This window comes from Paraburkholderia sp. SARCC-3016 (assembly GCF_031119615.1).
Lineage (GTDB): Bacteria > Pseudomonadota > Gammaproteobacteria > Burkholderiales > Burkholderiaceae > Paraburkholderia.
Genome location: NZ_JAVHZD010000031.1, coordinates 24598 through 50828, shown reverse-complemented (window position 1 = coordinate 50828; position 26231 = coordinate 24598). Strand labels below are relative to the sequence as shown.

General features: G+C 63.2%; 25 protein-coding genes and 1 pseudogene. 17 read left to right on the top strand and 9 right to left on the bottom strand.

Annotated elements, in window-relative coordinates:
• Positions 1–79: 79 nt before the first annotated feature.
• A complete protein-coding gene (locus QYH69_RS27225) occupies positions 80–487 on the bottom strand; it encodes a GFA family protein (RefSeq protein ID WP_308834822.1) in 408 nt (135 codons plus the stop codon).
• Positions 488–1205: 718 nt separating this feature from the next.
• On the opposite strand from QYH69_RS27225, the pseudogene QYH69_RS27220 reads away from it, so the two are divergent.
• Positions 1206–2333: pseudogene (locus tag QYH69_RS27220) on the top strand (glycosyltransferase family 4 protein); the annotation flags it as partial.
• A 180-nt stretch (positions 2334–2513) separates the two neighbouring features.
• On the opposite strand, the gene QYH69_RS27215 reads toward QYH69_RS27220, so the two are convergent.
• From QYH69_RS27215 to QYH69_RS27200, 4 genes are all read right to left on the bottom strand, one after another.
• On the bottom strand, positions 2514–3272 hold the full coding sequence (locus QYH69_RS27215) for a molybdopterin-dependent oxidoreductase (RefSeq protein ID WP_308834821.1): 759 nt from the start codon (positions 3270–3272) through the stop codon (positions 2514–2516).
• On the bottom strand, positions 3269–3895 hold the full coding sequence (locus QYH69_RS27210) for a cytochrome b/b6 domain-containing protein (protein ID WP_308834820.1): 627 nt from the start codon (positions 3893–3895) through the stop codon (positions 3269–3271). Before QYH69_RS27210 ends, QYH69_RS27215 begins: the two co-directional genes overlap by 4 nt.
• A gap of 61 nt (positions 3896–3956) precedes the next feature.
• On the bottom strand, positions 3957–4649 hold the full coding sequence (locus QYH69_RS27205) for a hypothetical protein (protein WP_308834819.1): 693 nt from the start codon (positions 4647–4649) through the stop codon (positions 3957–3959).
• Positions 4650–4916: 267 nt separating this feature from the next.
• Complete coding sequence (locus QYH69_RS27200; RefSeq protein WP_308834818.1) at positions 4917–6362, bottom strand: NAD-dependent succinate-semialdehyde dehydrogenase; 1446 nt, start codon at positions 6360–6362, stop codon at positions 4917–4919.
• 264 nt (positions 6363–6626) lie between these two features.
• On the opposite strand from QYH69_RS27200, the gene QYH69_RS27195 reads away from it, so the two are divergent.
• Complete coding sequence (locus QYH69_RS27195; protein WP_308834817.1) at positions 6627–7256, top strand: nucleoside/nucleotide kinase family protein; 630 nt, start codon at positions 6627–6629, stop codon at positions 7254–7256.
• Positions 7257–7277: 21 nt separating this feature from the next.
• Here the strand turns inward: QYH69_RS27195 and QYH69_RS27190 are convergent, their stop codons facing one another.
• On the bottom strand, positions 7278–7691 hold the full coding sequence (locus QYH69_RS27190) for a GFA family protein (protein ID WP_308834816.1): 414 nt from the start codon (positions 7689–7691) through the stop codon (positions 7278–7280).
• A 356-nt stretch (positions 7692–8047) separates the two neighbouring features.
• On the opposite strand from QYH69_RS27190, the gene QYH69_RS27185 reads away from it, so the two are divergent.
• From QYH69_RS27185 to rbsK, 8 genes are all read left to right on the top strand, one after another.
• Positions 8048–8989 (top strand): ABC transporter substrate-binding protein, encoded by a 942-nt coding sequence (locus QYH69_RS27185; RefSeq protein ID WP_308834815.1) that lies wholly within the window; start codon positions 8048–8050, stop codon positions 8987–8989.
• Positions 8990–9069: 80 nt separating this feature from the next.
• Positions 9070–10626 (top strand): sugar ABC transporter ATP-binding protein, encoded by a 1557-nt coding sequence (locus tag QYH69_RS27180; RefSeq protein WP_308834814.1) that lies wholly within the window; start codon positions 9070–9072, stop codon positions 10624–10626.
• Positions 10619–11659 carry a ribose ABC transporter permease gene (locus QYH69_RS27175; protein ID WP_308834813.1) on the top strand — a complete coding sequence of 347 codons (1041 nt, stop codon included), beginning with the start codon at positions 10619–10621 and terminating at the stop codon, positions 11657–11659. The genes QYH69_RS27180 and QYH69_RS27175 overlap by 8 nt, the downstream gene beginning before the upstream one ends.
• A 1-nt stretch (position 11660) precedes the next feature.
• On the top strand, positions 11661–13379 hold the full coding sequence (locus tag QYH69_RS27170; protein ID WP_308834812.1) for a ribulokinase: 1719 nt from the start codon (positions 11661–11663) through the stop codon (positions 13377–13379).
• The gene (araD, locus tag QYH69_RS27165) at positions 13364–14092 is read left to right on the top strand and encodes an L-ribulose-5-phosphate 4-epimerase AraD (protein WP_308834811.1); all 729 of its coding nucleotides are present in this window, start codon (positions 13364–13366) and stop codon (positions 14090–14092) included. Before QYH69_RS27170 ends, araD begins: the two co-directional genes overlap by 16 nt.
• Before the next feature lie 57 nt (positions 14093–14149).
• Positions 14150–14950, top strand: coding sequence for a DeoR/GlpR family DNA-binding transcription regulator (locus tag QYH69_RS27160; protein ID WP_308834810.1), 801 nt, complete (start codon positions 14150–14152; stop codon positions 14948–14950).
• 59 nt (positions 14951–15009) lie between these two features.
• The gene (locus QYH69_RS27155; RefSeq protein WP_308834809.1) at positions 15010–15672 is read left to right on the top strand and encodes an HAD-IA family hydrolase; all 663 of its coding nucleotides are present in this window, start codon (positions 15010–15012) and stop codon (positions 15670–15672) included.
• Positions 15673–15872: 200 nt separating this feature from the next.
• Entirely contained in the window at positions 15873–16811 is a 939-nt protein-coding gene (gene rbsK / locus QYH69_RS27150; protein WP_308834808.1) for a ribokinase, read from the top strand.
• Positions 16812–16840: 29 nt separating this feature from the next.
• Here the strand turns inward: rbsK and QYH69_RS27145 are convergent, their stop codons facing one another.
• Positions 16841–17776, bottom strand: coding sequence for a LysR substrate-binding domain-containing protein (locus QYH69_RS27145; protein ID WP_308834807.1), 936 nt, complete (start codon positions 17774–17776; stop codon positions 16841–16843).
• A gap of 156 nt (positions 17777–17932) precedes the next feature.
• Here QYH69_RS27145 and QYH69_RS27140 point away from each other — a divergent pair, with 156 nt between their 5' ends.
• From QYH69_RS27140 to QYH69_RS27120, 5 genes are all read left to right on the top strand, one after another.
• Complete coding sequence (locus QYH69_RS27140; RefSeq protein ID WP_308834806.1) at positions 17933–19273, top strand: FAD-binding oxidoreductase; 1341 nt, start codon at positions 17933–17935, stop codon at positions 19271–19273.
• Between the two features lie 90 nt (positions 19274–19363).
• A complete protein-coding gene (locus QYH69_RS27135; RefSeq protein WP_308834805.1) occupies positions 19364–20182 on the top strand; it encodes a transporter substrate-binding domain-containing protein in 819 nt (272 codons plus the stop codon).
• 92 nt (positions 20183–20274) lie between these two features.
• Complete coding sequence (locus QYH69_RS27130) at positions 20275–21072, top strand: amino acid ABC transporter permease (protein ID WP_308834804.1); 798 nt, start codon at positions 20275–20277, stop codon at positions 21070–21072.
• Between the two features lie 79 nt (positions 21073–21151).
• Positions 21152–22489, top strand: coding sequence for an FAD-binding oxidoreductase (locus QYH69_RS27125; protein WP_308834803.1), 1338 nt, complete (start codon positions 21152–21154; stop codon positions 22487–22489).
• Between the two features lie 39 nt (positions 22490–22528).
• Positions 22529–23212 (top strand): SDR family NAD(P)-dependent oxidoreductase, encoded by a 684-nt coding sequence (locus tag QYH69_RS27120; protein ID WP_308834802.1) that lies wholly within the window; start codon positions 22529–22531, stop codon positions 23210–23212.
• A gap of 64 nt (positions 23213–23276) precedes the next feature.
• On the opposite strand, the gene QYH69_RS27115 is transcribed toward QYH69_RS27120, so the two are convergent.
• On the bottom strand, positions 23277–24116 hold the full coding sequence (locus tag QYH69_RS27115) for a methyltransferase domain-containing protein (RefSeq protein WP_308834801.1): 840 nt from the start codon (positions 24114–24116) through the stop codon (positions 23277–23279).
• A gap of 240 nt (positions 24117–24356) precedes the next feature.
• On the opposite strand from QYH69_RS27115, the gene QYH69_RS27110 reads away from it, so the two are divergent.
• Together QYH69_RS27110 and QYH69_RS27105 are read left to right on the top strand one after the other, a co-directional pair.
• Entirely contained in the window at positions 24357–24593 is a 237-nt protein-coding gene (locus tag QYH69_RS27110; protein ID WP_075159888.1) for a type II toxin-antitoxin system Phd/YefM family antitoxin, read from the top strand.
• Complete coding sequence (locus tag QYH69_RS27105) at positions 24593–24973, top strand: type II toxin-antitoxin system VapC family toxin (protein WP_308834800.1); 381 nt, start codon at positions 24593–24595, stop codon at positions 24971–24973. Before QYH69_RS27110 ends, QYH69_RS27105 begins: the two co-directional genes overlap by 1 nt.
• Positions 24974–25028: 55 nt before the next feature.
• On the opposite strand, the gene QYH69_RS27100 is transcribed toward QYH69_RS27105, so the two are convergent.
• The gene (locus tag QYH69_RS27100; protein ID WP_308834799.1) at positions 25029–26168 is read right to left on the bottom strand and encodes a GGDEF domain-containing protein; all 1140 of its coding nucleotides are present in this window, start codon (positions 26166–26168) and stop codon (positions 25029–25031) included.
• Between the last annotated feature and the right edge of the window lie 63 nt (positions 26169–26231).

The window sequence follows — 26231 nt, the reverse complement described above, 5'->3', positions numbered from 1 at the left end:
GTCGCGTTTCCTCAGAAACGTTTCCCCGGGATGTCGTCATTTTGTTTTGTACATCGTGCTGCATGTGCTGCTTACTGCTTCATATCGGGCTGAGTTGCTCCTGTGCCCCGTCTGACGGTTGAAGCGCCTTCGGCTGGCTCCGGTTCGAGCCGTCGGCCACGGGCTTCAACCGTGCGGGATTGATGTTGTCCATGCAGCGCGCGTTGACCGCGACCATCTCTGTACCATCCGGCATCTCGCTATAAAAGAACGTCTCGACGCCGCAGACCGAACAGACCTGGTGTCTGCTCGCGCGCCTGTTGAAACCGTATTCCTGCGTGTTGCCGCCGGCGGTCACCCGGAAACGCTCCGGCGCCGCGAACCAGAAGATCAGACCGCGCTTCCTGCAGTTCGAGCAGTTGCACGAGATCGTGTGGTCCAGGTCGAGATCGATGGTGAAGCGCACGGCGCCACAGTCGCAACCGCCCGCGTAGTGCTGCTGTGCCATGTCTCTCCTCATTCGCGTCAAACGCGCCTCGGGTCGCAGGCGATGCGGTGATCGACGGATGCCGCCGCAACTCCTGACGCACTTGCGCACCGCGCAGGCTCCAAGGCACGTGCAGTATATCGAGAACAAATGATTGCACACGCAACGGGACAGCGAAATTGCAAAATTAATTCCGAACGAATGCCCCGACCGTCGTCAGTTCACATTCGGTTCACATTTGGAAAATTATTCGGGTTATTTGGATGCATGCTGCATTCAATGGTCGAACAAATTTTGCGTTTTGTCGTTATAAAAATGTCGTAAAGCCTTGCTACGTCCTGGTCTCGGGTTGTTGCAAAAATCCTGGAATTCGAGTGCATGGTTGGCTACGCAACGACATGATTTATTCAATAAATTCGTGATAAATGTGCTGCTGTGGCGCATTTCGGCATGGTATGCAATCGCGGACAAAAGACGGTCCTGGCGGATAAAGCTGGCGGAAAAAAGCTAATAATTTAACTTCCCCAAACCACTGCCGTACTTTAGATTGAGCGACGCCGCGTCGGCCGGCCGAGCCGGCCATGGCGGCGGCACGGCCGCCGGCAGCATGTCGGGTGAGAAGCCGACCGGCGAAACCCCATTCGGAGAAGAGCGCATGAGCAACGGGGACATCGAGACGCCCGCCGGGCGCGTGTCGCCGGGGCGCAGTACGGGCGCAGCCAATCGCGCAACCGGTCCCGTGCGCATCGCGATCGTTCATGACTGGCTTGTGACCTATGCGGGCGCCGAACACGTCCTCGAGCAGATCATCGCGTGCTTTCCAGACGCCGACCTGTTCGCGCTAGTCGACTTTCTGGAAGACCGCTCATTTCTGCGCGGCAAGCCGGTCAGGACCACCTTCATCCAGAAGCTGCCGCGGGCGCGCGCAAAGTACCGCGCGTATCTGCCGCTGATGCCGTTTGCCATCGAGCAGTTCGATCTGTCCGCGTACGACGTCGTGATCTCGAACAGCGTTGCGGTCGCGAAGGGCGTGCTGACCGGCCCAGACCAGGTGCATATCAGCTATGTGCATTCGCCGATCCGCTATGCGTGGGACCTGCAGCACCAGTACCTGAACCAGCCGAAGCGGACGAGCGGACTCAAATCCGTATTCACGCGGCTTCTCCTGCACTATCTGCGAACCTGGGACGTCCCGCCCGTCAACACGGTAGACTCGTTCATTGCCAATTCGACGACGAGTGCACGCCGGATCTGGAAGGTCTATCAGCGTGACGCGGCAGTGATCTTTCCGCCGGTGGATGTCGAAGGCTTCCCATTGCATGTGCAGAAAGAGGATTTCTATCTGACCGCGGCGCAGCTTGTGCCCGACCGGAGGATCGACCTGATTGTCGAAGCGTTCGCGCGGATGCCCGAACGGCGGCTCGTCGTGATCGGCGACGGCCCGGAGATGCACAAGTTGAGTGCGATGTCGGCGCCGAATGTCGAGGTGATGGGCGCTCAGCCGTTCGCGGTGCTGCGCGACTGGATGCGGCGCGCCAAGGCATTCGTGTTTGCCGCCCAGGAAGACTTCGGCACCGCGGTCGTCGAAGCGCAGGCATGCGGCACGCCGGTGATCGCGTTCGGCAAGGGCGGTGTGCTCGAAACGGTGCGGGGTCTGTCCGACGCGCACCCGACCGGCATGGTGTTCGGCGAGCAGACGGCGGAAGCGATCGTCGCGGCGGTCGAAGACTTTGCGGCGAATCCGCGTCGTTTCTCGCCGATCGATTGCCGGGCAAATGCCGAGCGTTTCTCGGCGGCGCTGTTTCGTACGCGCTTTTTCGCGCACGTGCGCGCGAGGGTTCCGGCGTTGCGAGACGCGGCGCTGCCGTTGCTCGAGGCGCCTCGCCAAGGGGGAGTGCGTTGAATTACGTTTCGTTTGACCGGCAATGGCGCTTCGACAGTTCGAGGTCGACAGCGCCGTCGTGACTGGCCGGTCGCCAGCGGCAACGTTGCAATCGAGTACCAACCCCTGCTCCGGCGTCGCGCATCGCAAACGGTGTCATGCGGTTCAGACTCCCGCGAACCAGTCGTATCCCTGCTTCTCCCAGTACCCGCCCGGGAACGAGTTGGTCACCTCGATGGCCTCGATATGCTTCGCGCTCTTGAATCCAAGCTTCGTCGGAATGCGCAATCGCACCGGCGCGCCCCATTGAGGCTCGAGCGCTTGCGAGTCGAAATCGAGTGCGAGCAGGGTCTGCGGATGAAGCGCGCTTGCCATGTCGATACTGGTGGAATACCCGTCGAAGCAGGTGAACGCGACATAGCGCGCGCTCAGATCGGCGCCGACGTGACGGAGAAACACATGCAGCGGCACGCCGCTCCATTGCCCGATCTGGCTCCAGCCTTCAATGCAGATATGCCGCGTAATCTGGCTCTCCTGCGGCAGCGCCATCAGCGCCGCGAGTGTCCACGGCCGCTTCTCGGCGACGCGTCCCGCGACCTTGAGCAGCCAGCCGTCCGGTACTTCCCGCACCTGCCACTCCGGGTAATACGCGTTGAAGCGGAACGGCCGTGTGATCGCGCTAGCCGGATACGTTTGCACGAGCCGGTCGCGGCTGAACAGCGCCGCCTGAACCCGATCGTCGAAGCGAAGCACGGATTCGAGTGCCGCGTCGACGCCGGAATGAGTCGAGAGGTCGCAGCCGCTCAACAGCGCGAGGCCGCCCAGCGAAAGCGTCCGACGCAAAAAGCCTCGCCGGCTGGCACGGGCCAGCTCCGTTCTGATTTCGTCGGCATTCACCGCAACGTGATTGCGTTGGTCTTTCATCGCTGTTCCTCCGTTTCGCGAGGCTCGGCGAGGATCATCGATTTCAATGTCCGCGGGTGGATCGCGACGAGCGTGACGTGAACGACCGCGAACGCGACAATCCCGAACATGATCGCGAGATGGATATGACGCGCGAGCGGATAGCCGCCGAATACGTACGCAAGCCAGCCGAACTGCACCGGCTTCCAGATCGCGAGTCCGGTCGCTACCTGCAACACGACGGCGACGATCACGCCCACATAGAGGCCGCGTTGCACCGCGTTGTAATGCCCGAGCCGGTGCGCAAGCCGCAGACGCAGCGCCGCGATGAGATCGCGTGCGAACGCGCCGATCGAAGGCGGCCGCAGATCGTCGCGGAAATGGCCGGATACGAAGCCGTAAAGCAGATACGCGAGCCCATCGGCGCACAGCAGCCACATCGCGCTCAGATGCCATGCAAGGGCGCCGCCGAGCCAGCCGCCGAGACCCGTCCAGGCCGGAAAGACGAACGGCAGATCGGGCGATGCGTTGTAGATTTCCCAGCCGCTGAAAATCATGCATCCCATTGCGTAGACGCCGATCCAGTGCATCACGCGGATCGGAACCGGATGAGCGGGTCGCGACGACCCATGAGCATGGCGCATCGGCGTCTCCTCAGAATGAAGTTGGCGTGACGGAACACCCGGTGGGGCACCGGGTTGCGGTTTACATCGGGGGCTTCACGCCGCCGATGCCGACAGCGACGAGACCGGCCGTCGCCTGGCCGCCATTCGTCACCGCCTGCACGAATACCGATGCGCCTTGCGTCAGGTCTGCCGTCGTGCCGGGACGAAACGTGACGATCGGTGCGGTCGGCGGCACGAGGATGCTTTGCTCGCCGCCCTTGTAGGAAACAGTCAGCTTCTTTACGCCGTTCTGCGCGGACGACGCGCTGACGTTGCCGTTCGTCATCGCGCTGTTCACCGTCGCGCCGGAAGGCGTGGAGACCGATGCGACATTGCCGTTCGTCATGGCACTCGACGTGGTCGAATGACTGCCGGCGAGCGTCGTATCGGGCAGCTTGTCCCATGCATAGTGACCTTCGCCGACACCCTTCATCGCGGGCGGAAAGACGACGACTTCGAGCGCGACCTGGGACGGGCCGACGCTTTTGGTCGCCGTACCGATGTAGCTGCCTTGCTCGATCTTGTCGAGACTCGAATTGACCACGCCCAGGTATTTCGTGTCGGCGGTGAGCGCGATCGGCAGATCGTCTCCTGCCGTCGTATGCACGACGATCTTGCCGGCCTCGACCGACGAGATGGTGCCGCGAATGCGCGAAGGGGCGGCAGGCGGGGCGGCGATGGCCGTTACGCTGGAGAACAGGAGGGCGGCAAGCGCGACGCTCATTCGTTTCATCGTTGTTCCTTTTTCAGACGGGTAGAGAGTGGATCGGCAGGCATCGGGATGCGCGTATTTGCATCGAGCCCGTGGACCACAGCATGGCGCCGCGCGGGCTTTGCCGGTATCGGTCAAATGTCCGATGCAGGCGATTCCCTGACCAGAACGGCTGGCGCCGCTGAAAATTGCGCGGGCAAAAAAAAAGACCGGGGGGGTGCCCCGGTCTGCGTGCCGCGCCAAGCGCCGATATGCCGACGCGCATTGGCGCGCGCCGGCTATCCCGCCTTACGCCGACATCACGGTCACCGACTTTGTCACGAGGTACGGTTCGAGCGCTTCCGGGCCGCCTTCCGAACCGTAGCCCGAATCCTTGACGCCGCCAAACGGCATTTCCGGCCACGGCGTGGCGGGCTGATTGATCCACAGCATGCCGACTTCGACCGAATTCGACAGCAGATGCACATTGCGGAACGAACGCGTGAATGCGTAACCCGCCAGACCGTAAGGTAGGCGGTTGGCTTCCGCGATCGCGTCCTCGAGCGAATCGAAGCCGCGAATCGCCGCGATCGGACCGAACGGCTCTTCGTTGAACACGTCGGCGTCGAGCGGCACATCGGTCAGCACGGTCGGGCGGAAGAAGTTGCCCGCATCCGAGAAACGCTCGCCGCCCGTCGCCACGGTCGCGCCTTTCGCGCGCGCGTTGGCGACGATGTTTGTCATCGCAGTCAAACGGCGCGGATTCGCGAGCGGTCCGAGCGTCGTGCCTTCGGCGAGACCGTCGCCGAGCTTCAGCCCTTCCGCGTGCTTGACGAGCGCACGCGCGAACTCTTCGCGCACGCTGTTGTGCACGAGGAAGCGCGTCGGCGAGATGCACACCTGGCCCGCGTTGCGGAATTTGGCGCCGCCCGACGCGCGCACGGCGAGTTCGATATCGGCGTCTTCCGCGACGATCACCGGTGCATGGCCGCCGAGTTCCATCGTCGCGCGCTTCATATGCTGGCCGGCGAGTGCCGCCAGTTGCTTGCCGACCGCAGTCGAACCCGTGAAGGTGACCTTACGGATAACCGGATGCGAGATCAGGAAGCGCGAAATCTCGGCCGGGTCGCCGTATACGAGGCCGACCACGCCGGCCGGCACGCCGGCATCGACAAACGCGCGCAGCAGCTGTGCCGGCGATGCGGGCGTTTCTTCCGGCGCTTTCACGATGAAAGAGCAACCGGTGGTCAGCGCCGCCGACAGTTTCCGCACGACCTGGTTGACCGGGAAGTTCCACGGCGTAAAGGCCGCGACCGGTCCGACCGGTTCCTTGATGACCGTTTGCTGTGCGGCGGGATTGCGCGGCGGCACGATGCGGCCATATACGCGGCGGCCTTCGTCGGCGAACCAGTCGATGATGTCGGCGCCCGACATGACTTCGATGCGCGCTTCGGCAAACGGCTTGCCCTGTTCCTGCGTCATCAGCCGGGCAATCGAATCGGCGCGTTCGCGCAGCAACGCGGCGGCCTTGCGCATCATCGCCGCGCGATCGAACGCCGGAATCTTGCGCCAGGTGTCGAAGCCGCGCCGCGCCGCTGCGACCGCACGCTCGAGGTCGGCGACGCCGGCGTGTGCGACCTTGCCGATCACATTGCCGGTCGCGGGATTGACGACGTCGATGGTTTTGCCGCTTGAGCTGGCGCACCATTCGCCGTCGATAAGCAAAAGGGTATCGGTGTAAGTTGCGGTATCCATATTTCTCCGTTCTCGTGGGAGTAAAAGGCGGCGCGACCGCTGCTTGGGCGGTCGGTCGGGCGCGGTGAGGGATGCTATGTGTGCAGAGGAACAGGGGTCTTCATCCCTTAATGGTACAGAGAGTTCGGGTGGCCTGCTGAAGGTGGGCTTGCCGGGCGGGTTTTAACGCCGGTTTTTAGGCCGTGTTTCAAGCGGCGCAATCGGGCATTGCGGCGTCGGCGTGATAAAAAGAAGACCTGGCAAATATCACGAGGCGACCGCGAGATGACGATCGACACCCATCTGGCAAGAATCCGCGCAAAGACGGCCAACGGCGAGCGCCTGATCATCGGGCTGACCGGTGCGCCTGGCGCGGGCAAGTCGACGCTTGCGCAGAGGCTTGTGCAACATCTGGGCAGCGATGCCGTCGTCGTGCCGATGGACGGCTATCACCTCGCGAATAGCGTGCTTGCGCAACTGGGCCGCGCGGATCGCAAGGGCGCCGAAGATACCTTCGACAGCGCAGGCTATGTGGCGCTACTGCGTCGCTTGCGCGCGCAGTCCAAAGATGAAATCGTCTACGCGCCGATGTTCCGGCGCGAGATCGAGGAGCCGATTGCCAACGCGATTCCGGTGTTGCCGGACACCCCCGTCGTCATTACCGAGGGCAACTATCTGCTGCTCGATCGCGGCCATTGGCGGCATGTGCGCGAACTGATCGACGAAATCTGGTTCGTCGACATCGACGGCGATCTGCGTCGCGAGCGGCTGATCGCGCGGCACATGCAGTTCGGCCGGTCCGCCGAGGCCGCAAAGGAATGGGTCGAACGCAGCGACGAAGCCAATGCGCGCCTGATCGACGCCACGCGAGACCGGGCGGATTACGTGATCGATCTCGAGCCCGGCAAGCGATGAGCCGGCGCGCATACGCATCGATCAGTGCGGCATGCCGGCGAATTGCGGCAAGTCGGGATGCGTCATCCAGTCGAAGCGGCGCTTCGTGAACATCTCGACATTCGGTTCAACGCGTTCAGGCTCGTCAAGGCTGCCGAGCGCCACGAACACCATGCCGGGAAAGGTTTCCAGATTGCTGCTGAAGAGCCGCGCACCGCAATCGGGACAGAAATTGCGGTCGAGTCCCTTTCCCGATTCGGCAACGTAATGGAATGACTTCGGCGTGCCGCTAATCAACGTGAAGTCCTCTTGCGGAACGCCGAAGAAGGTCGCCATCGCACCGCCGCCCGACTTCTGGCAGTCCTTGCAATAGCAGTCGGCGATAAATGTCGGATCGCTATCGAACTCGAACCTGATGGCGCCGCACGAGCAGCGCGCTGTGTACTTCTTCGCCATGACTGTCTCCTCGTCGATCAGGGGGAAAACAGTCTGTGCAAACTTCTGCTGATCGTCTTGCCTGCGCGGCCAAATATTTGAAGAACGAACGATTCGCCACGGACTGTCTTTAGCGGGACGCGCGGCGGCCGGGCCGTGATCCACGCGCACGATCGGCCCTTCACCGGGCACATCGCCGCGACGCCAGCGGCGCGCTCGCATGCTGCATCGCGACATGAAAACCGATTTCCATGTTCGATTTTGGTTGATATAGTTTTGTTATGTTTGATCTTGTTCGTTTTTGCCTTAATTCGAACACAAACATCGGTTCAAACATCGTTTGGGCACCCCAACTACACAATCAAAGGAGACGTCCGATGAAGAAGAGTCTTGCCTGTCTGCTCGCTACCTCCCTCTTTGCCTTTGCGGCAGGGGCGCATGCCGGCGACAAACCGCTGCGTTCGGTCGGCGTGACGGTCGGCGATCTGGCCAACCCGTACTTCGTCGCGGTCGGGCAAAGCGTAACGCGCGAAGCGCACAAGATCAACCCGAATGCACAGGTGACGGTCGTGTCGGCCAAATACGATCTGAATACGCAGGTCGGGCAGATCGACAATTTCATCGCGAACAAGGTGGACCTGATCATCCTCGGCGCGGCCGATTCGAAAGGCATCGGGCCCGAAGTGAAGAAAGCCGAGAAGGCCGGCATCGTGGTCGTCGCGGTGGACGTGAGCGCCGAAGGCGCCGATGCGACCGTCATGTCCGACAACACGATGGCCGGGCAGGAGTCGTGCAAATACATCGCGCAGCAGATGAACGGCAAAGGCAATCTCGTGATCGTCAACGGGCCGCCGGTCTCGTCGATCATCGATCGCGTCACGGGCTGCAAGGCCGCGCTGGCCAAGTATCCGTCCATCAAGATTCTTTCCGACAACCAGGACGCGGGCGGCAGCCGCGACGGCGGTTTGACGTCGATGTCGAACCTGCTCGCCGCGTATCCGAAGATCGACGCGGTGTTCGGCGTCAACGATCCGACCGCGATCGGCGCCGAACTCGCCGTCAAGCAGGCCAAGCGTTCCGATATCAAGCTGATCGGCGGCGTCGACGGCGGTCCCGATGGCGTGCAGGCGCTCAAGACCCCGCAGTCGCTGTTCGTCGTCTCGCCCGCGCAGGATCCGAACGGCATGGCCGCGCAAGCGGTCGACGTCGGCTATGCGCTGATGAACGGCAAGCCTCCGAAGGACAAGGTCAAGCTGCTGCCCACGCCGCCGATCACGCGCGCAAACGTCGCTACGTATCAGGGCTGGATTCGCGACTAGGCGGCCTCAGCCGTAATCCGGCGACGGCGAGCGGCCCGTTTCGACACTGCGCGCTCGCCGTCCGCGTTTCGAGGACGACGATGACCAATCCAGTTTTGCAAATGACCGGCGTCGACAAGTCGTTCGGCGCGACGCGTGCGCTGGCGGGCGTGAAGCTGACCGTCCATGCTGGCGAGATTCACGCGTTGATGGGCGAGAACGGCGCCGGCAAAAGCACGCTGATGAAGATTCTTTCCGGCGTCTACCAGCCCGATGCGGGCGAGATCCGCATCGACGGCAACACCGTGCGCCTTGCGAACCCGGCCGCGAGCCGCGCGTTGGGCGTGAGCCTCATCTATCAGGAGCTCGCGGTCGCGCCGCATATGTCGGTGGCGGAGAACGTCTTTATGGGCAGCGAGCCGCGTTCGCGGCTTGGCTTCACCGACCGTGCATCGATGCTGCGCCGTACCGACGAAGTGCTGCGGCAGCTCGGCGCGAAGTTTCGTGCGTCGGATCGTGCGGGTGCGCTGTCGATCGCCGAACAGCAGCAGGTCGAAATCGCGCGGGCGCTGATTCATCACGGCCGCGTACTGATCATGGACGAGCCCACGGCCGCCTTGTCGGACCGCGAAGCCGAGCATCTGTTTTCCGTCGTGCGCCGGCTTCGCGACGAAGGCATGGCCGTTATCTACATCAGCCACCGCATGGCCGAGGTCTATGCGCTCGCGGACCGCGTCACGGTGCTGCGCGACGGCAAATACGTCGGCGAACTCGCGCGCGACGCGCTCGACTCGACAAAGCTCGTGCAGATGATGGTGGGCCGGCCGCTCGACGACTTCTACCGGCACGAGCGGCATGCGAATACGGATCGCGATGCCGCGCCTGAACCCGTATTGCGAGTCGAAGACGTCGGCGGCGACGGAATTCAGCCGGCCACATTCACGGTCCATCGCGGCGAAGTGCTGGGTCTCGCGGGCCTCGTCGGCGCCGGCCGCACCGAACTCGTGCGTCTGATTTTCGGCGCGGACGCAAAGACGTCCGGTTCGATACGGCTGAACGGCAAACCGGTCGACATACGCGATCCGCGCGCCGCGATGAACGCCGGCATTGCCTATGTGCCGGAAGACCGCAAATCGCTGGGGCTGTTCCTGCAGCTCGGCGTGCGCGAGAACGCGATTCTCAATGTCGCGAGCCGCCACGCGCGCTTCGGCCTTGTCGACCACAAAGCCTTGCGCAAGCGCGCGAAAGGCGCGGTCGCGCGGCTCAACGTCAAGGCGTCGCATCTCGAACTGCCGGTCGGCCGTCTGTCGGGCGGCAATCAGCAGAAGGTGCTGCTCGCGCGCTGGCTCGAGATCGGCCCGAAGGTGCTGATTCTCGACGAACCGACGCGCGGCGTCGACATCGGCGCAAAGAGCGAGATCTATCAAATCGTTCATGCACTCGCCGAATCGGGCGTCGGCGTGATCGTTATTTCGAGCGAGCTGCCTGAAGTGGTCGGCATCTGCGATCGCGTGCTCGTCATGCGCGAAGGGGCGATTACCGGCGAGCTTACCGGCGACGCGATCACGCAGGAAAACATCATGCGCCTTGCGACCGATACCGATGCTGTCGCGGCGTCACATCATGCAAGTGTGGGAGACGACATTCACCATGGCTGAGACAACTGAAACGCGGGCCGGCCCGCCAATGGGCGTCGATACGAACGGATCGGGCAAGCACGCCGCTTTGTCGGCGCGCGCGCTGCTGCATCGCATGGGCATGTTGCCGGTGCTGGTCGTGCTGTATGTCGTGTTCTATTTCCTCACGGTGCATTTCAGCGCCGACGGCACATCGAATTTCGCCACTGCCGCCAACACGATGAACGTGCTGCGGCAGGTTGCGATCAATCTCGTGCTGGCGGCCGGCATGACCTTCGTCGTGCTGACGGCGGGCATCGATCTGTCGGTGGGTTCGATTCTCGCGGTGTCGGCCGTGCTCGGCATGCAGCTGTCGCTGATGGGCGGCCTTGCCGCATGGTCGATTCCGGCGTTCATTGCGTCAGGGCTCGTGATGGGCGCGGTGAACGGCGTGATGGTCGCATTTCTCGACATCAATCCGTTCGTCGTCACGCTCGGCACGATGACCGCGTTTCGCGGTGCCGCATATCTGCTGTCGAACGGCACCACGGTGCTCAACAACTCGATTCCGAGCTTCGAATGGATCGGCAACGACGATTTCCTGCATGTGCCGTGGCTGATCTGGATCGCCGTGGTCGTGGTGCTGGTTTCGTGGGTCATCCTCAGAAAGACCGTGCTCGGCATTCATATCTATTCGGTCGGCGGCAGTCCGCAAGCGGCGCGGCTCACCGGTATCCGCGTGCGCGGCGTGCTGCTGTTCGTCTATTCGATCAGCGGGCTTTTTTCGGGACTGGCCGGCGCGATGTCGGCGAGCAAGCTTTATGCGGCAAGCGGCAACTGGGGCAGCGGCTACGAGCTCGATGCGATCGCGGCGGTCGTGCTTGGCGGCACGAGCCTGATGGGCGGTGTGGGCACGATCTGGGGAACGGTCGTCGGCGCGCTGATTATCGGCGTGATGAACAACGGGCTCACCATTCTCGGCTTGTCTTCTTTCTGGCAGTACGTCGCCAAAGGCGTCGTGATCGTCCTCGCCGTGATTCTCGATAAATGGCGCCAAAAGGGAGCGGCAAACTGACATGGCGAACCGGGACGAATCCACCTTTGTGATCGGCATCGACTTCGGAACCGATTCATGCCGGAGCGTCGTGGTCGACGCCGGCACCGGGGAACAGCAGGGCAGTGCCGTTGCGTTCTACCGTCGATGGAACGAGGGCCGTTACTGCGACCCCGATCGCGGCATCTACCGGCAGCATCCGCTCGACTATATCGAGGCGCTCACGCAAGCGGTTCGCGCGTCGCTCGACGCGGCAGGCGAGGCGGTGCGGCAGCGCGTGAAAGGGCTCTCGATCGCGACGACAGGCTCCACTTCTGTCGCGGTCGATCGCGACGGCATGCCGCTGTCGCTGACCGGGCGCTTTCGCGACAATCCGAACGCGATGTTCGTGCTGTGGAAGGACCATTCGGCCGTGCGCGAGGCGGACGAAATCAACGCGCTGGCGCACGGCTGGGAAGGCGAGGACTTCACGCGCTACGTGGGCGGCGTGTATTCGGCCGAATGGTTCTGGGCCAATATGCTGCACGTGTTTCGAGTCGACGCGGACGTGCACGCGCAGACATACAGCTGGGTCGAGCATTGCGACTGGATGCCGGCGCTGCTCACCGGAACGACGGCGCCCGCGCAACTGCGGCGCAGCCGCTGCGCGGCAGGGCATAAGGCGATGTGGCACGAGGCGTTCGACGGTCTGCCGAGCGACGCATTCCTGTCGCGTCTCGATCCGCTGCTGTCGGGTATGCGCGAGCGGCTCTATCGCGACACGTACACGGCGGACGTTGCCGCCGGCCGTTTGACGGGCGAATGGGCGCAGACGCTCGGGCTTGCGACCGACGTGATCGTCGGAGTCGGCGCGTTCGATGCGCATATGGGCGCGGTCGGCGCCGGCGCGCAGTCGCATACGCTCGTCAAGGTGATGGGCACCTCGACGTGCGATGTCGTCGTCGTGCCGACCGAGGAGGTCGGCGATCGCGTCGTAAGCGGCATTTGCGGACAGGTCGACGGTTCGGTGATTCGCGGCATGACCGGACTCGAGGCGGGGCAATCGGCTTTCGGCGACGTCTACGCGTGGTTTCGCCGGCTGCTTTCATGGCCGCTCGGCCTGCTTGCCGAAGCCGATATGACGCAGCAGCAGCGCGACGAACTCGCCTCGCGCATTCTGCCCGCGCTCGAACGGGCGGCCGCGAGTGAAGATCCGCTGCTCACGGGCATCGTCGCGGTCGATTGGCTCAACGGGCGGCGCACGCCCTATGCCGATCAGAGCTTGCGCGGCGCGCTGTTCGGCCTGTCGCTCGGCAGCGATGCGCCGAAGGTCTATCGCGCGCTGATCGAAGCCACCGCATTCGGCGCGCGCGCCATCATCGAGCGGTTTCAGGAGGAAGGCGTCCGCATCGACGACGTGATCGCCGTGGGCGGCGTCGCCCGAAAATCGCCGCTCAATATGCAGATCGCCGCCGACGTGTTCGGCAAGGAAATTCGCGTGACCGCGGCCGACCAGGCCGTGGCGCTCGGCGCGGCGATGTTCGCGGCCGTTGCCGCCGGCATTCACGGCACCGCGCAACAGGCGCAACGCGCGATGGGTGCGGGCTTCGAGCACGTCTACCGGCCCGATGCGAAGTCGAGCGTCGTCTATGAACAGCTGTATCGCAGGTACCGCTCGTACGGCGCGCTCGTCGAGCAGGCCGGACGCGAGATGCGGCATCACGTATCGGAAACAGAAGACACATCATGTTCACTGAACTGAAACGCGAGGCCTACGAGGCGAACCTCGAGATTCCGAAGCAGGGGCTCGCCATCTACACATTCGGCAATGTGAGCGCGTTCGATGCGGCGCGCGGCGTGTTCGCGATCAAGCCGAGCGGCGTGCCTTATGAGGTGTTGACGGCCGACTCGATGGTGGTCGTCGATCTCGATGGGGAAATCGTGGAAGCGGGCGGCCGCCCCTCGTCGGATACGAAAACGCATGCGGTGCTGTATCGCGCGTTCGACGGCATCGGCGGCATCTGCCATTCGCATTCGATGTATGCGGTTGCCTGGGCGCAAGCGTGCCGCGAAATTCCCGTATTCGGCACGACGCATGCCGATCATCTGACCGAGCCGATTCCTGTGACGGAACCGATGGACGACGCCGCGATCGAGCGCGACTACGAGGTCGAAACCGGCCATCAGATCGTCGAGCGGCTGCGCGGGCTCGATCCGCATGAAGTCGAAATGATCATCGTGGCATGCCACGGGCCCTTCACGTGGGGCAAGTCGGCGCAAAAGGCGGTATATAACAGCCGCGTGCTCGAAGAGATTGCACAGATGGCTTATCTGACCCGCACGATCAACCCGGTCGCGCCGCCGATCAAGCAGACGCTGATCCGCAAACACTATCTGCGCAAGCACGGCGCCGGCGCCTATTACGGGCAGGCGGGGCAGGCGGAAGCGCCCGACGTGGTCGACGGATTAAAATAGCTCGTAGATAACCCGCGCGGCATGCGTTTTCGTGGCCGCATTTCGGACCCGGATTCGATGCCCACGCCTGAGAAAACCACAACGGATAGCGTACTGGCCGATCACCGTCGCGAGCTGATTCTCGACGCGCTGGCCAAAGGCGGTCAGTGCCGGGTGACCGACCTCGCACAGCAGTTCTCGTTGTCGCCGATGACCGTGCGGCGCGACCTGCAGGTCCTCGAAGAGCAAGGCCGGCTGCGGCGCGTGCACGGCGGCGCGGTGCTCGTCGATTCCGAAATCGACTACCCGCTGCGCGCGCGCGAAGGGCAAACGCAGAAGCAGCGCATCGGCCAGCAGGCCGCGGCGCTGATCCGCAACGGCATGGTGGTCTACCTCGACTCCGGCACGACGGCCATGGAACTTGCGCGCCGCATTCGCGAAGGGCTGCCCGATGTGAACCAGCTGTCGATCGTCACGCATGGCATCAATCTGGCGATGGAACTGGCCGGCCATCCCGCGTACGATGTGCATCTGATCGGCGGCGAGCTGTACCGCAACGGGCTCGCTACCGTCGGGCCGGTGGCGCTGGCGCAGGTCGGGCAACTGCATTTCGACCTGTTTTTCATGGGCGCGCGCGGCATCGACCTCGAAGCCGGATGGACCAATGCCAACCAGCTCGAAACGCAGCTCAAGCACGCGGCGATCGAACGCAGCCGCGACGTATGCGCGATCGCGGACAGCACGAAGTGGGGGCAACGCGGTTTCGTCTCGATCGTGCCGTTCGAGCGCGTATCGGCCTGGGTGTGCGACAACGAGTTGCCGCAGGCCGCACGCGTTGCCGCCGACAACGCCGGCATCGAATTGCTGATTGCGAGCTGATGTCGCCCACCCTGCATGGCCGGGCGAAGGCGCGCGAATATTGACGAAGACACGACTCAATGCATCGACAACTGGACTCTCTGCGCTGTAAATGTGTGCTGTTCGATATGGACGGCACCCTGCTCGATTCGCGTGCGCCGATGCACCGCGCGTACACGGAGTGGGCCAACCGCTACGGGCTCGATCCTTCGCTCGTGATCCGCGAGGCGCAAGGGCGGCGCACGATCGACACGCTGTGGGCGCTCGCGCCCGCCGGTACCGATGTCGAAGCGGACGCGGTCGCGCTGATGCAGCGCGAGTACGAAGACACCGAGGGCATCGTCGAGATTCCGGGCGCGGGCGACCTGCTGCGCGCGTTGCTGCCCCATCGCTGGGCCGTCGTGACGTCGGCGGACCGTGCGCTTGCGCAAAGACGTCTCGCGGCGGCCGGCTTGCCCGCGCCGCAACTGCTGATCAGCGCCGAAGACGTGGTGCGCGGCAAGCCTGCGCCGGACGGGTTCGAACTCGCAGCGCGGCGCATGGAATTCGACGCGCGCCATGGGGTGGTGTTCGAAGATGCGCCGGCCGGTATCGAGGCCGGCGTCGCGGCGGGCGCGAAAGTGGTGGCCGTCGGCTTTGCCTCGGCCGCGGCGGGGCTCGGCGAGACCGTTCGCGTGCACGACCTGCGCGGCATTCGCGCGTCGATGGATGGCGACGACATCCTGCTTCAACTCACCGCGTGAGTGCCAGGTAAATATCGCGCCCATGCCGCGCGGACGTCGCGGCGGGTAAGCCCTGGCTGCCAGCCGGCCTCCCGGCAGGATCATTTCGATTCAGAAAGCGTTATCCTTCGCATCAGTGCGTGGGGGCCTGCGGCGGCGAACCGGCCGCGGGCGTGCCGGCTTTGCCGCGAAGCCGATCAGCGATCTTTTGAACGAACGAGATGAGAGACGATCCGTTGCCGCGCATTGTTGTCGTCGGGAGCGTGAATATGGATCTCGCGACGTATGTGCCGCGCTTCCCGCGACCGGGCGAAACGCTGAAAGGGAGCCGGTTTCTCGTCGCGCCCGGCGGCAAGGGCGGGAATCAGGCGATTGCGGCGGCGCGGCTCGGCGCGCAGGTCGCGTTGATCGCCTGTGTCGGCAACGATGAATTCGGCGCGCGGCTCATGGCGAGTCTCGAGGCGGAGGGAATCGACTGTTCGGGCGTCGCCGTCAGCGAGCACGCCGCGAGCGGTATCGCGATGGTCGTGGTCGACGAGGCCGGCAACAATTCGATCGTCACGGTGCAAGGCAGCAACGGCGATCTGACGCCGGAACTGGTCGCCCGGAATCTTCAGATGCTTACCGTCGCGCGGATCATCGTGTGCGACCTGACGGTGCCGCTCGCGACGGTCGAAAGCGTGCTTTCCATCGCGGAGCGCTTTGATATTCCCGTTCTGTTCAATGCTTCGCCTGTGCAAAGCGCGCTGCCTGCGCGGCTGCTTCGACAGGTCGATTACCTCGTCGTGAACGAAGTGGAAGCCGCGACGCTCGCGGGGTGCCGGCTCGATTCGATCGACGACGCGATCAGGATCGCACGCGCGCTGCACGACGCCGGCGCGCCTCATGTACTCGTCACGCTCGGCGCGCGCGGCGTGGTCGCGTATTTCGCCGACGAAGGCGGTACGCAGGTCGAATTCTTCCCGGCTGCCGCCGTGACCGCGATCGATACGACCGGCGCCGGCGATACGTTCGCCGGCGCGTTTGCGACGGCCATCGTCGCGGGTGCGTCGGGACCGCGCGCCGTCGCGTTCGCGCAGGCGGCCGCGGCCACGTGCGTGACACGTGCCGGCGCGGCGCCATCGATTCCCTATCTGCACGAGATCGGCATCGATATCTGATGCGGGCGATGTGGGGCGCTTATTGGCGCTCAGCGGCGCCGCCGCGATCGTGAATCGACGCGTCCTGCACGCAGTGCGCCGATCTCGCGTTCCATCGTTTCACGGACCAGCTTCAGAAATGTCTCCACCACGGGGTTCGCGTGCTGTAGTTGCGGACACAACGTAAACCCACGAAACAGGATAGCCGGCGTAAACGGCCTGAATGCAATACGGCGCGGATTCGCATCGAGCGCTGCGAGCGGGTTCACGATACCGATGCCGAGGCCGCGCGATACCAATGCGCAGATCGTCGCGCCATAAGGCGTTTCCACTGCGGGCACCTGGTCCGCGCCGGCGGGCCGCAACACGCGATCGAGCGGCGCCCGCGTGTCGTCCGCGTACGAAGGCAGGATCAGGCGTTCGCCGCGCAGATCGCCGGCATCGATGCTTGCGCGCGCCGCAAGCGGATGCTTCACCGGCAGCGCACAGAGTCCCGGCAGCCGGTAGAGATCGGCGCTCGTCACGCCGAATGCATCGGGCGTCACTGTCGCAAACCCGACGTCGCAGTATGCGGACGACACCCACCGTTGAATGGTCGCTTCGCTGCGCATTTCGAGCGACACGATCACGCGCGGATAGGCAGCAAGAAATCGCTCGATCACCATCGGCAGGAACGAAAGGGCGATCACCGGCGCCGCGACGATGCGCAGACGCCCGGTGCCGAGCTGGCGAATCTCGCGCGCCGAATGCTCGAGCTTCTCGAGCCCGACGAAGCTGCGGTCGACTTCACGATAGAACGCGCTTCCCGCATCGGTCGCGCGAATGCGGCCGCCGATCCGTGTGAAAAGCGCGAGGCCGGTGGCCGCTTCGAGTTCCGCGATCAGGCGGCTGATGCTCGGCTGCGAGGTGCCCAGTTCCTGAGCCGCGGCTGTCATCGAGCCTCGCAGCATGACGAGGCGAAATGCTTCGACCTGCCTGAGATTCATCCATCCTCCGCTAGTGAACGCACATTGAATCGTTAGCTTGCCATATCAGAAATGAATAGAAGCCCTTTTTGGCGCTATTTGACCGGATGATGCGCGCAAATCTAGACTGGCCTCAACCTTGGTCCTCTCGCCCCGTACACCGCCCGAAGCAAGCCCATGCGCCCTGACGCGTTGCTGTTCCACGAAGCTTTTCGCTGCGCTCCGTACTGGTGGGACGCGGCACCCCCTGAAAGTGCGCCGCTGCCGCTGCCGTCCAGCGTGGACGTCGCGATTATCGGCAGCGGCTACTGCGGGCTGTCGGCTGCCGCGCAGGCCGCGCTGCACGGCGCGCGCGTGGCCGTGCTCGATGCGGCCGAAATCGGCGCGGGCGGCAGCACGCGCAGCGGCGGCATGGTCTCGAGCGGACAGAAGCTCGCGCTGACGAACGCGATTCGCGGTGTTTCCGCCGAGCGGCTCGCGCGCCTCATGCATGAATCGATGGCGAGCTTCGACTATCTGCAGCAGCTCGTGATCGGCGAAAGGCTCGACGCCGATCTGCGCATCACCGGCCGCTTTTTCGGCGCTTTCACGCCCGGTCATTTCAACGAGTTGCGACGCCAGGGCCAGTTGCTGGGCGAGAAGACCGGTGTGACCGTTCATGTGATCGAACGCGACGCGCAGCGTGCGATCGTCGGTTCCGACTATTACTACGGCGGCATTCTTGTCGACGAATACGGCGGATTGCATACGGCGAAGTATCATCGCGCGTTGCGCGAACTCGCACGGCGTCGCGGTGCAACATTACATTCGCATGCCGAAGTAGAGCGTATCGAAAGAACCTCGGCGTTCCCTTCCGGTAGCGCGCGATTTCGTCTGCATACGCGTCGCGGCACGCTCGATGCGAGGCACGTGCTGGTGGCGACCAACGGCTATACGGGGCGGCTGCTGCCGTTCTTCGCGCGCCGCGTGCTGCCGGTGGCGAGCTACCAGATCGCCACCGAGCCGCTACCGGCCGGCCTCATGGATGTGCTCAATCCAGGGCGGCGGATGATCAGCGATTCGAAGCGCAATCTTTTCTATACGCGTCCTTCGCCGGACGGCATGCGCATGATTTTCGGCTCGCGGCCCGCGATACGCGAACTCGACGAACGCGGCGCGGCGCGCCATCTGTATGCGAAGCTCGTGCAATTGTGGCCGGCCCTGCGCGATGTGCGCATCACGCATGCGTGGAAGGGCTACGTGGCCATGACGAGCGACAAGCTCGCGCATACGGGCTCGCACGACGGCATTCACTATGCGCTTGGCTGCAACGGCAACGGCGTCGCGCTGATGAGCTATCTCGGCCATCGCATCGCGAAACACATGCTCGGCATCGAGCGCGACGCCGGTGCGTTCGGCGAAGGCGCGTTTCCGTTGAGCGGCGCGGGTATGGCAAGGCAGCTCGCCGTGCCGCTCGGCAGCGCGCTTTACCAGCTCGACGACATGTGGCGCGGCCGCGTGCGCGCTGCGTTGTCCTGAGCGTCAACCGAACAACAAGGGTATGGCTCGCGCAGCCACGAGCCGGTTCTGGTTTCGTTCACCACCGTTTCTTTCGGGAGGAGCCTCATCATGCGTTTCAGTCACTTTGCACGCTGTCTTGCGATGGCGATGTCGCTGTGCGTCGCCGCGGTATCGGCCGCTCATGCCGAGGACGTGGGCACGCTGACGCCGGGCAAGATCGTGGCCGGCGTCGATGCGAACAACAAGCCTTACTCGTACATCGACAATGGCAAGATGACCGGCTTCGACGTCGAGCTGATACGCGCGATCGCCGCGAAGCTCGGCCTCACCGCCGACTTTCGTGCACAGGACTTCTCGGGACTGCTGCCGAGCGTTGCGAACCAGCAGATCGACCTTGCAGCGGGCTCGATTTCGATCACGAAAGACCGGCTCAAGATGGTCGATTTTTCCGAAGGGTATCTGACTGGACTGCTCAGCGTCGCGACCTTGCCGGGCACCACGATTTCGAGCGACGTCGGGTCCGTCAAAGGAAAACGTATCGGTGTGATTCAAGGCACGATCGAAGACACCTATTCGTCAAGCTACCTGCCGGACGCGCAGATCGTGCGCTTTCCGAACCTCAATGCCGGCTTCCTTGCGCTGCGCAATAAATACATTGACGGCTACTTTGTCGACAAGACGCTCGTCGAGGGCTTGCAAAGCAAATACCCGCAGATGAATATCGCGGACAAGCTCGACATCTCCGCGGTGAACTTGCCGGCCGGCTTTCCGGTCCATAAAGGCAATACGAAACTCGAAGCCGCCCTCAACAAGACGCTGGGCGAACTCGTCGCCGACGGCACATGGATGAAGCTCTATCTGCAATTCCATCCTGGTTATCCGAAGCCCACGAGCCTGCCGCCGTACGAGATGAAAGCGGGCACCTGATCGGGCAAGCGCGCGGGCGCACGCGCCGGCGCACGAGAGGCCACGAGACGGGACGGACTTGAGTCGACCACGCTTTTCCGGAGCGCGCGCATATGGACGCCTTTTTGCAGAACTTCCTCGACTGGCCGCTTCTGATCGATTCGCTGCCGAGCCTGCTCGGCACGGGTCTCGTGAACACGCTGATTCTCTCGGTGTTTTCTACCGTGCTCGGCATCGTCGCGGGCCTCGTGCTTGCCTTGATGGTCGTGTCGAATATACGGTGGCTCATGCTGCCCGCGCGGATTTATATCGACGTGTTCCGCGGCCTGCCGGCGGCGCTCGTGATTCTCGTGGTGGGACAGGGGCTTGCGCCGGTCGGACTCGCGTTGTTCGGGCCCAATCCGTATCCGCTCGCGATCGTTGCGCTCGCACTGATTTCGTCGGCCTATATTGCCGAAATTTTCCGCTCCGGCATTCAGAGCGTCGGCCATGGCCAGTTATATGCGAGTCTCGCACTCGGCATGACGTACTGGAGCAGCATGCGCTACGTGATCGTGCCGCAAGGCATCCGGCGCATTCTGCCGGCGCTCGCGAATCAGTTCATCGCGATTGTCAAAGATTCGAGCCTCGTTTATTTTCTCGGGCTTCTTACGTCGCAACGCGATCTGTTCACGATCGGCCAGAACACCGCGGTGAACACCGCGAATCTGTCGCCACTCGTGGCCGCGGGCGTCGTTTATCTGCTGATCACGGTGCCGCTCACGCACGCGATCAATCATATCGACCGCTGGACCAACCGCTTCGCGAACCCGAACATGCGCACCAATAGCCGCGCGGCGCGCCCGTCGCGGCGCGCGCAGGCGCTGCAATCGCAGGCCGCCGCGGCCGCCGTCGCCGAGCGGCACCACTGATACCGCCATCGACACAACGCACAACGCACAACGCACAACGCACAACGCACAACGCACAACGCACAACGACAACATCATCATGGGACCACAAGTCGACATCGTCGCCGACGATATCCAGATACCTGAAGAAACCGATGTCGTCGTGATAGGCGGCGGCATCATCGGCGTATCGACCGCGCTGCATCTGAGCGACAAGGGCCTGCGCGTCGCGCTCTGCGAGAAGGGTCACATAGCGGGCGAACAGTCGAGCCGAAACTGGGGCTGGGTGCGCGTCACGCGGCGCGATCCGCGCGAGCTGCTGCTGAGCATCGAGAGCCTGAAAATCTGGCGCACGCTCGATCGCACGCTTGGCATCGATACCGGCTTCAACGAGTGCGGCATTCTCTATGTGTCCGACGATGACGAAACGCTGCAACGGCATCGCGACTGGCTATCGCGTGCGCGCGAGATCGCGGGCGCCAGGCTCGATACGCGCGAAGTCGACACGCTTGCGATTGCGCAGTTGCTGCCGGGCGCGTCGCGCAGTTTTCGCGGCGGCATCTTCACGCCGAGCGACGCACGCGCCGAGCCGCAAAAGGCCGCGCCGGCGATCGCGAATGCGCTGCGCCGCCGCGGCGTGAAGATTCTGACGCCATGCGCGGTGCGCGGCGTCGAGACGAGCGGCGCTCGCGTGAGTGCAGTGGTAACCGAGCACGGGTCGATTCGCTGCCAGGCCGTCGTCGTCGCGGGCGGCGCGTGGACGCGATATTTCTGCGGCAATCTCGGCGTCGACTTGCCGCAATTGCTGACGCGCGCGTCGGTGCTGCGTACCGAGCCGCTCGAAGGCGGCCCGACATGCAGTGCGAACAACGAGGAATTTGCGTTCAGAAAGCGCGCGGACGGCGGCTATACGGTCGCGTACGGCATGCGCACGCATACGGACCTGACGCCCGATTCGTTTCGCCTGTTCTTCAAGTACATCGAGGCGCTGAAAAGCCAGATGGGCGCGCTGCAGATTCACTTCGGCAAACGCTTCTTCGACGAGCTCAAGCGGCCGCGCCGCTGGTCGCTCGACCACCCGACCGTATTCGAAGCGGTGCGCACGCTTGACCCCGATCCCGTCGTTCCTTATGTCGATAACGGCTTGCGCGAGTTCGTCAGTGTTTTTCCGAAGCTGGCCGATGCGCGTATCGCGCAACGCTGGGCCGGCTATATCGACGTGACGCCCGATGCGATTCCGATCATTTCGCCGGTCGAGCGCGTGCCCGGTCTGTTTATCGGTACGGGTTTCTCGGGCCACGGCTTCGGCATCGGACCGGGCGCGGGCCGGCTGATGGCGGACCTGGTCAACGGCGATGCGCCGCTGGTCGATCCGCATGCGTTTCGCCTGAGCCGCTTCAGCGACGGCACGAAGATCACGATCGACGCTGGCTTCTGATGCCCGGCGCGGAAAGCACTTTACGAAAGGAAGCAACCGATGACGAAAGTGGCGATGATTTCCGGTGCGAACCGCGGCATTGGCCGCGAGATCGCGCTCGAGTTGCATAGGCGCGGATATCGGCTTTCGCTGGGCGTGCGCGAGCCGGCTTTATTCGATAACGACCTGGATGCATTCGTCTGTGCCTATGAAGCACGGCATACGGATGCGGGGCGGCAGTGGGTGAACGCCACGATCGAGCAGTTCGGCCGTCTTGACGTATTGATCAGCAACGCGGGCATCTGCAAGATGATCTCGTTCGACAACGGCACTGACGATTTGCTTGAAGAAACGCTGGATATCAACGTCAAGGCGCCGTTCAGGCTCGTGCAGGCCGCGCTTGCGCATCTGAAACGCTCGGGTGCCGGGCGTTTCGTCCAGATTGCGTCGTTATCCGGGAAACGCGTAAAAAACCTCAACGTCGGTTACCAGATGTCGAAGCACGCTGTGATCGCTTTGACGCACGCGGTGAGGCGCGCGGGCTGGGACGACGGCGTGCGCGCGACGGCCGTGTGCCCCGGCTTCGTCAATACCGATATGGCCGCGAGTCTCGCGGACCTCGAACCGTCCGCGATGACGCAGCCGCGCGATATCGCGACGATCATCGCCAATACGATCGAACTGCCGAACTCGGCGAGCATGGCGGAGTTGCTCGTCAACTGCCGGTTCGAGGACATGCTTTAAGCGGCAAGCCTGGCCGCCGCCTACGCGGGTGCGATGTTCGCTGCGCGCGACGACATGCGACGGCTCATCGAGGCTTTGCGACGATCGCCTGTATCAACCCCGCTCGCCCTTCGCGCAGATTGCGGGCGAGATTCTTCGTCATCTCGCCGAACCCCGGCCCCATCACGACTTGCAGGCCAAGCGCGAGCGCGGGCGTGCCGGACCTCGCTGCGCGCGCTTTCTGCACTTCGGCAAACCAGTTGATGGCGGCTTCGGTGCAGTCGGTCCATGAGACGATCTCGAAGTTCTGCTCGAGCAGCAGGCTTTGCATGCGGTCCGCCGTGACGAGGAAGCTTGTTTCCGGCGTGGCTGCCCACGGAACTGGATAGTGCAAAGGCTCACCCGACGCGGCGACCACATCGTATATCGCGAAGCGGCCGCCTGGACGCAATACGCGATGGGCTTCGCGATACAGCGTCGCGCGGTCCGCGACGTTCATTGCGACGTGCTGGGTCCATGCAATGTCGAATGATGCGGCTTCGAAGGGAAGCGATAGTGCATTGGCGCGCGTGTAATCGACGCGATCCGCCAGGCCGGTGCGCTCGGCGAGAAAACTTGCTGCGTCGACATAGGCCTCGCTGAGGTCGATTCCGCAGACGTTGCAGCGGTATGTTGCGGCCAGGTATCGCGATGGTCCGCCCAGACCCGAGCCGATATCGATCACGTTTGTTGCATCGCCGATGTTCAGTGCTTGCGCGAGTTCTACAGTGGCTTGCAGGCCTCGCGAGTGAAACTGGTCTAGCGGCGCAAGGTCTTCCGGGTGCAGCGTTCTGTCGTCGAGTCCGTCTGCCTTGAGCGCATCGCGCAGGCGTTCGATCAGGCTCGCCTGCCCGTAGTGCTGTTCAACTTTTGCTGCGTCGATCATGCTGTTCTCCTGCTGACGCTCGCTGTCACCATCGAGGCTGCATTATAGGATTGCGAAGGCCGCTTTATCAGTTCGCGGGTAACCACTGAATGCTATAGAGGAATACGAGCAACCATTTCCTCGTTCAACCCACATGTACCGCGCGCGACACTTGTCGCGATATTAGGGCACGGTCACTTGCTGGCAGTGGACCAACTTAGCTAAGTTGGCTAAAATGGTGTCGTTCCATGGAGCGATGTCATGCAAAACGCCAACATTCACGAAGCCAAGACGACTCTGTCGCGGCTTGTCGACGCAGCGATGGCTGGAGAAGAGGTCGTTATCTCCAAGCGGGGTAAGCCGGCGGTCCGGCTCGTACCCGTCGAATCTGAAAAACCTCTCCGGCGCTTCGGCGTAATGCGCGACAGCATCCGCATCGCCGACGACTTTGATTCGCCGCTGCCCGACGACATTCTCGCCGCTTTTGAGGGACGGTGATGCGCCTGCTGCTCGACACGCATATTTTCCTGTGGGTGGTCGCCGACGACGCAAAATTGAGCGCCGCGGCCCGCGCGACAATCTCAGAGGCGGCGGAAGTGTTCGTCAGCAGCGTGAGCATTTGGGAGGCCTCCATCAAGGCAGGGCTGGGGAAGCTGGACGTCGATATTGACGAGCTGGTGAGCGCCATCGAGACGAGCGGGTTCAACGAATTGCCCGTCATCGCGGCGCACGGTGCTGCGGTACGCCATCTTCCCGACTACCACCGTGATCCATTTGATCGGCTACTCATCGCCCAGGCGAAACATGAGCCGATGCATTTCATGACGGTTGACGGCCATCTTGAACAGTACGCGCCTGATCTGGTCATGAAGGTCTGATGCGCGTAAGCCACGTCATTCGCACAATCGGCACGGAAGAGATGCATATCTTGGCTTAGGTAGCCACTTCCCGCTTCTTCTTATTCCGTTTGGCCTCATACATCGCGACGTCCGCCGATTCGAGCACCGTATCGATCGCGCTACCGTCGCCCGTCACCGACGCGATACCAATGCTGGCGCCGATGCTGACCGTGACATCGTCGCTCAGGTGAAATGGCCTTTCGATCTCCTCAATCACGCTATTCGCAAACGCACGCGGCTCAGCCGCATACGGCGGTTGATCGACGATGACGAACTCGTCGCCTCCCATGCGGGCAACGAGGGCATTCGGCCCCGCGAGCTGGCGAAGTCTTGCCGCGACCTCGATCAGCAGCCTGTCGCCGCACTCGTGTCCATAAGCGTCGTTGACCGCTTTAAAGCCATCAAGGTCGATATAGAAGACGGGTGCGCCGGCTCCTTGTCGAGCCGCGTCGGAAAGCTCAAAGGTGACGGCGTGGAAAAACCCCGCGCGGTTAAGCAATCCAGTCAAGCCATCGTGACGTGCGCGGCGGTCGTTCTCGCGCTCGGCCTCCATCGTGGATATCAGCATCACGTTCAGTTTTTTCGCGGCGACGCTCATGGCGAACAGATAGAACGGGATCTGAACCAGCGTCAACAGAAGCACGGGTTCGCCCGACAGCACGGCGCCGATACAGCATGGACCGAGCGACAGAAAAATCATGATGGCCACGAGGCGCGGCGCAGCGAAGTTTCTGAAGCAGATTCCGCCCACCATCGCGGCGGCGGAAAGGAACGATAGCGTAGCGGCCACCCAGTCCCCGCTGGTTGCACTGATCAGCGCGCCATAGCCGACAGTCGCGCCCCATAGCGGCGCCAGAAGAATGTAGAGGTCGGTCGGCGTCGGCTTGCGCTGCCGCGCGCGCCGATGCGAAAGCATCAGCAGCACAAGGCGCGTCAGGCAAACCGCGACTTCCGAGAACAGCCAGAACAGGAACGGCGGACTCGGATGGCGATACGCGAGCGCTGCGGCAACGGCGATGGTATTGAATACGCCACCGAGGAAGATCGGCAAGGTGCCGAATAGCGTCGAAACGAGCGCCGCACGAATAGCGAGCGGCGTGTCTCTGCCGGGATAGACGAGCCAGTTCGCCAGTTTCCCTCGCGGCATGGTGAACGATTCGAAAGACCTCCTCACCTGAACACCTGCGAATTGTCGTGGGACAATGAATGGTCTCCTCTTTCATGCTGTGACGCTAAG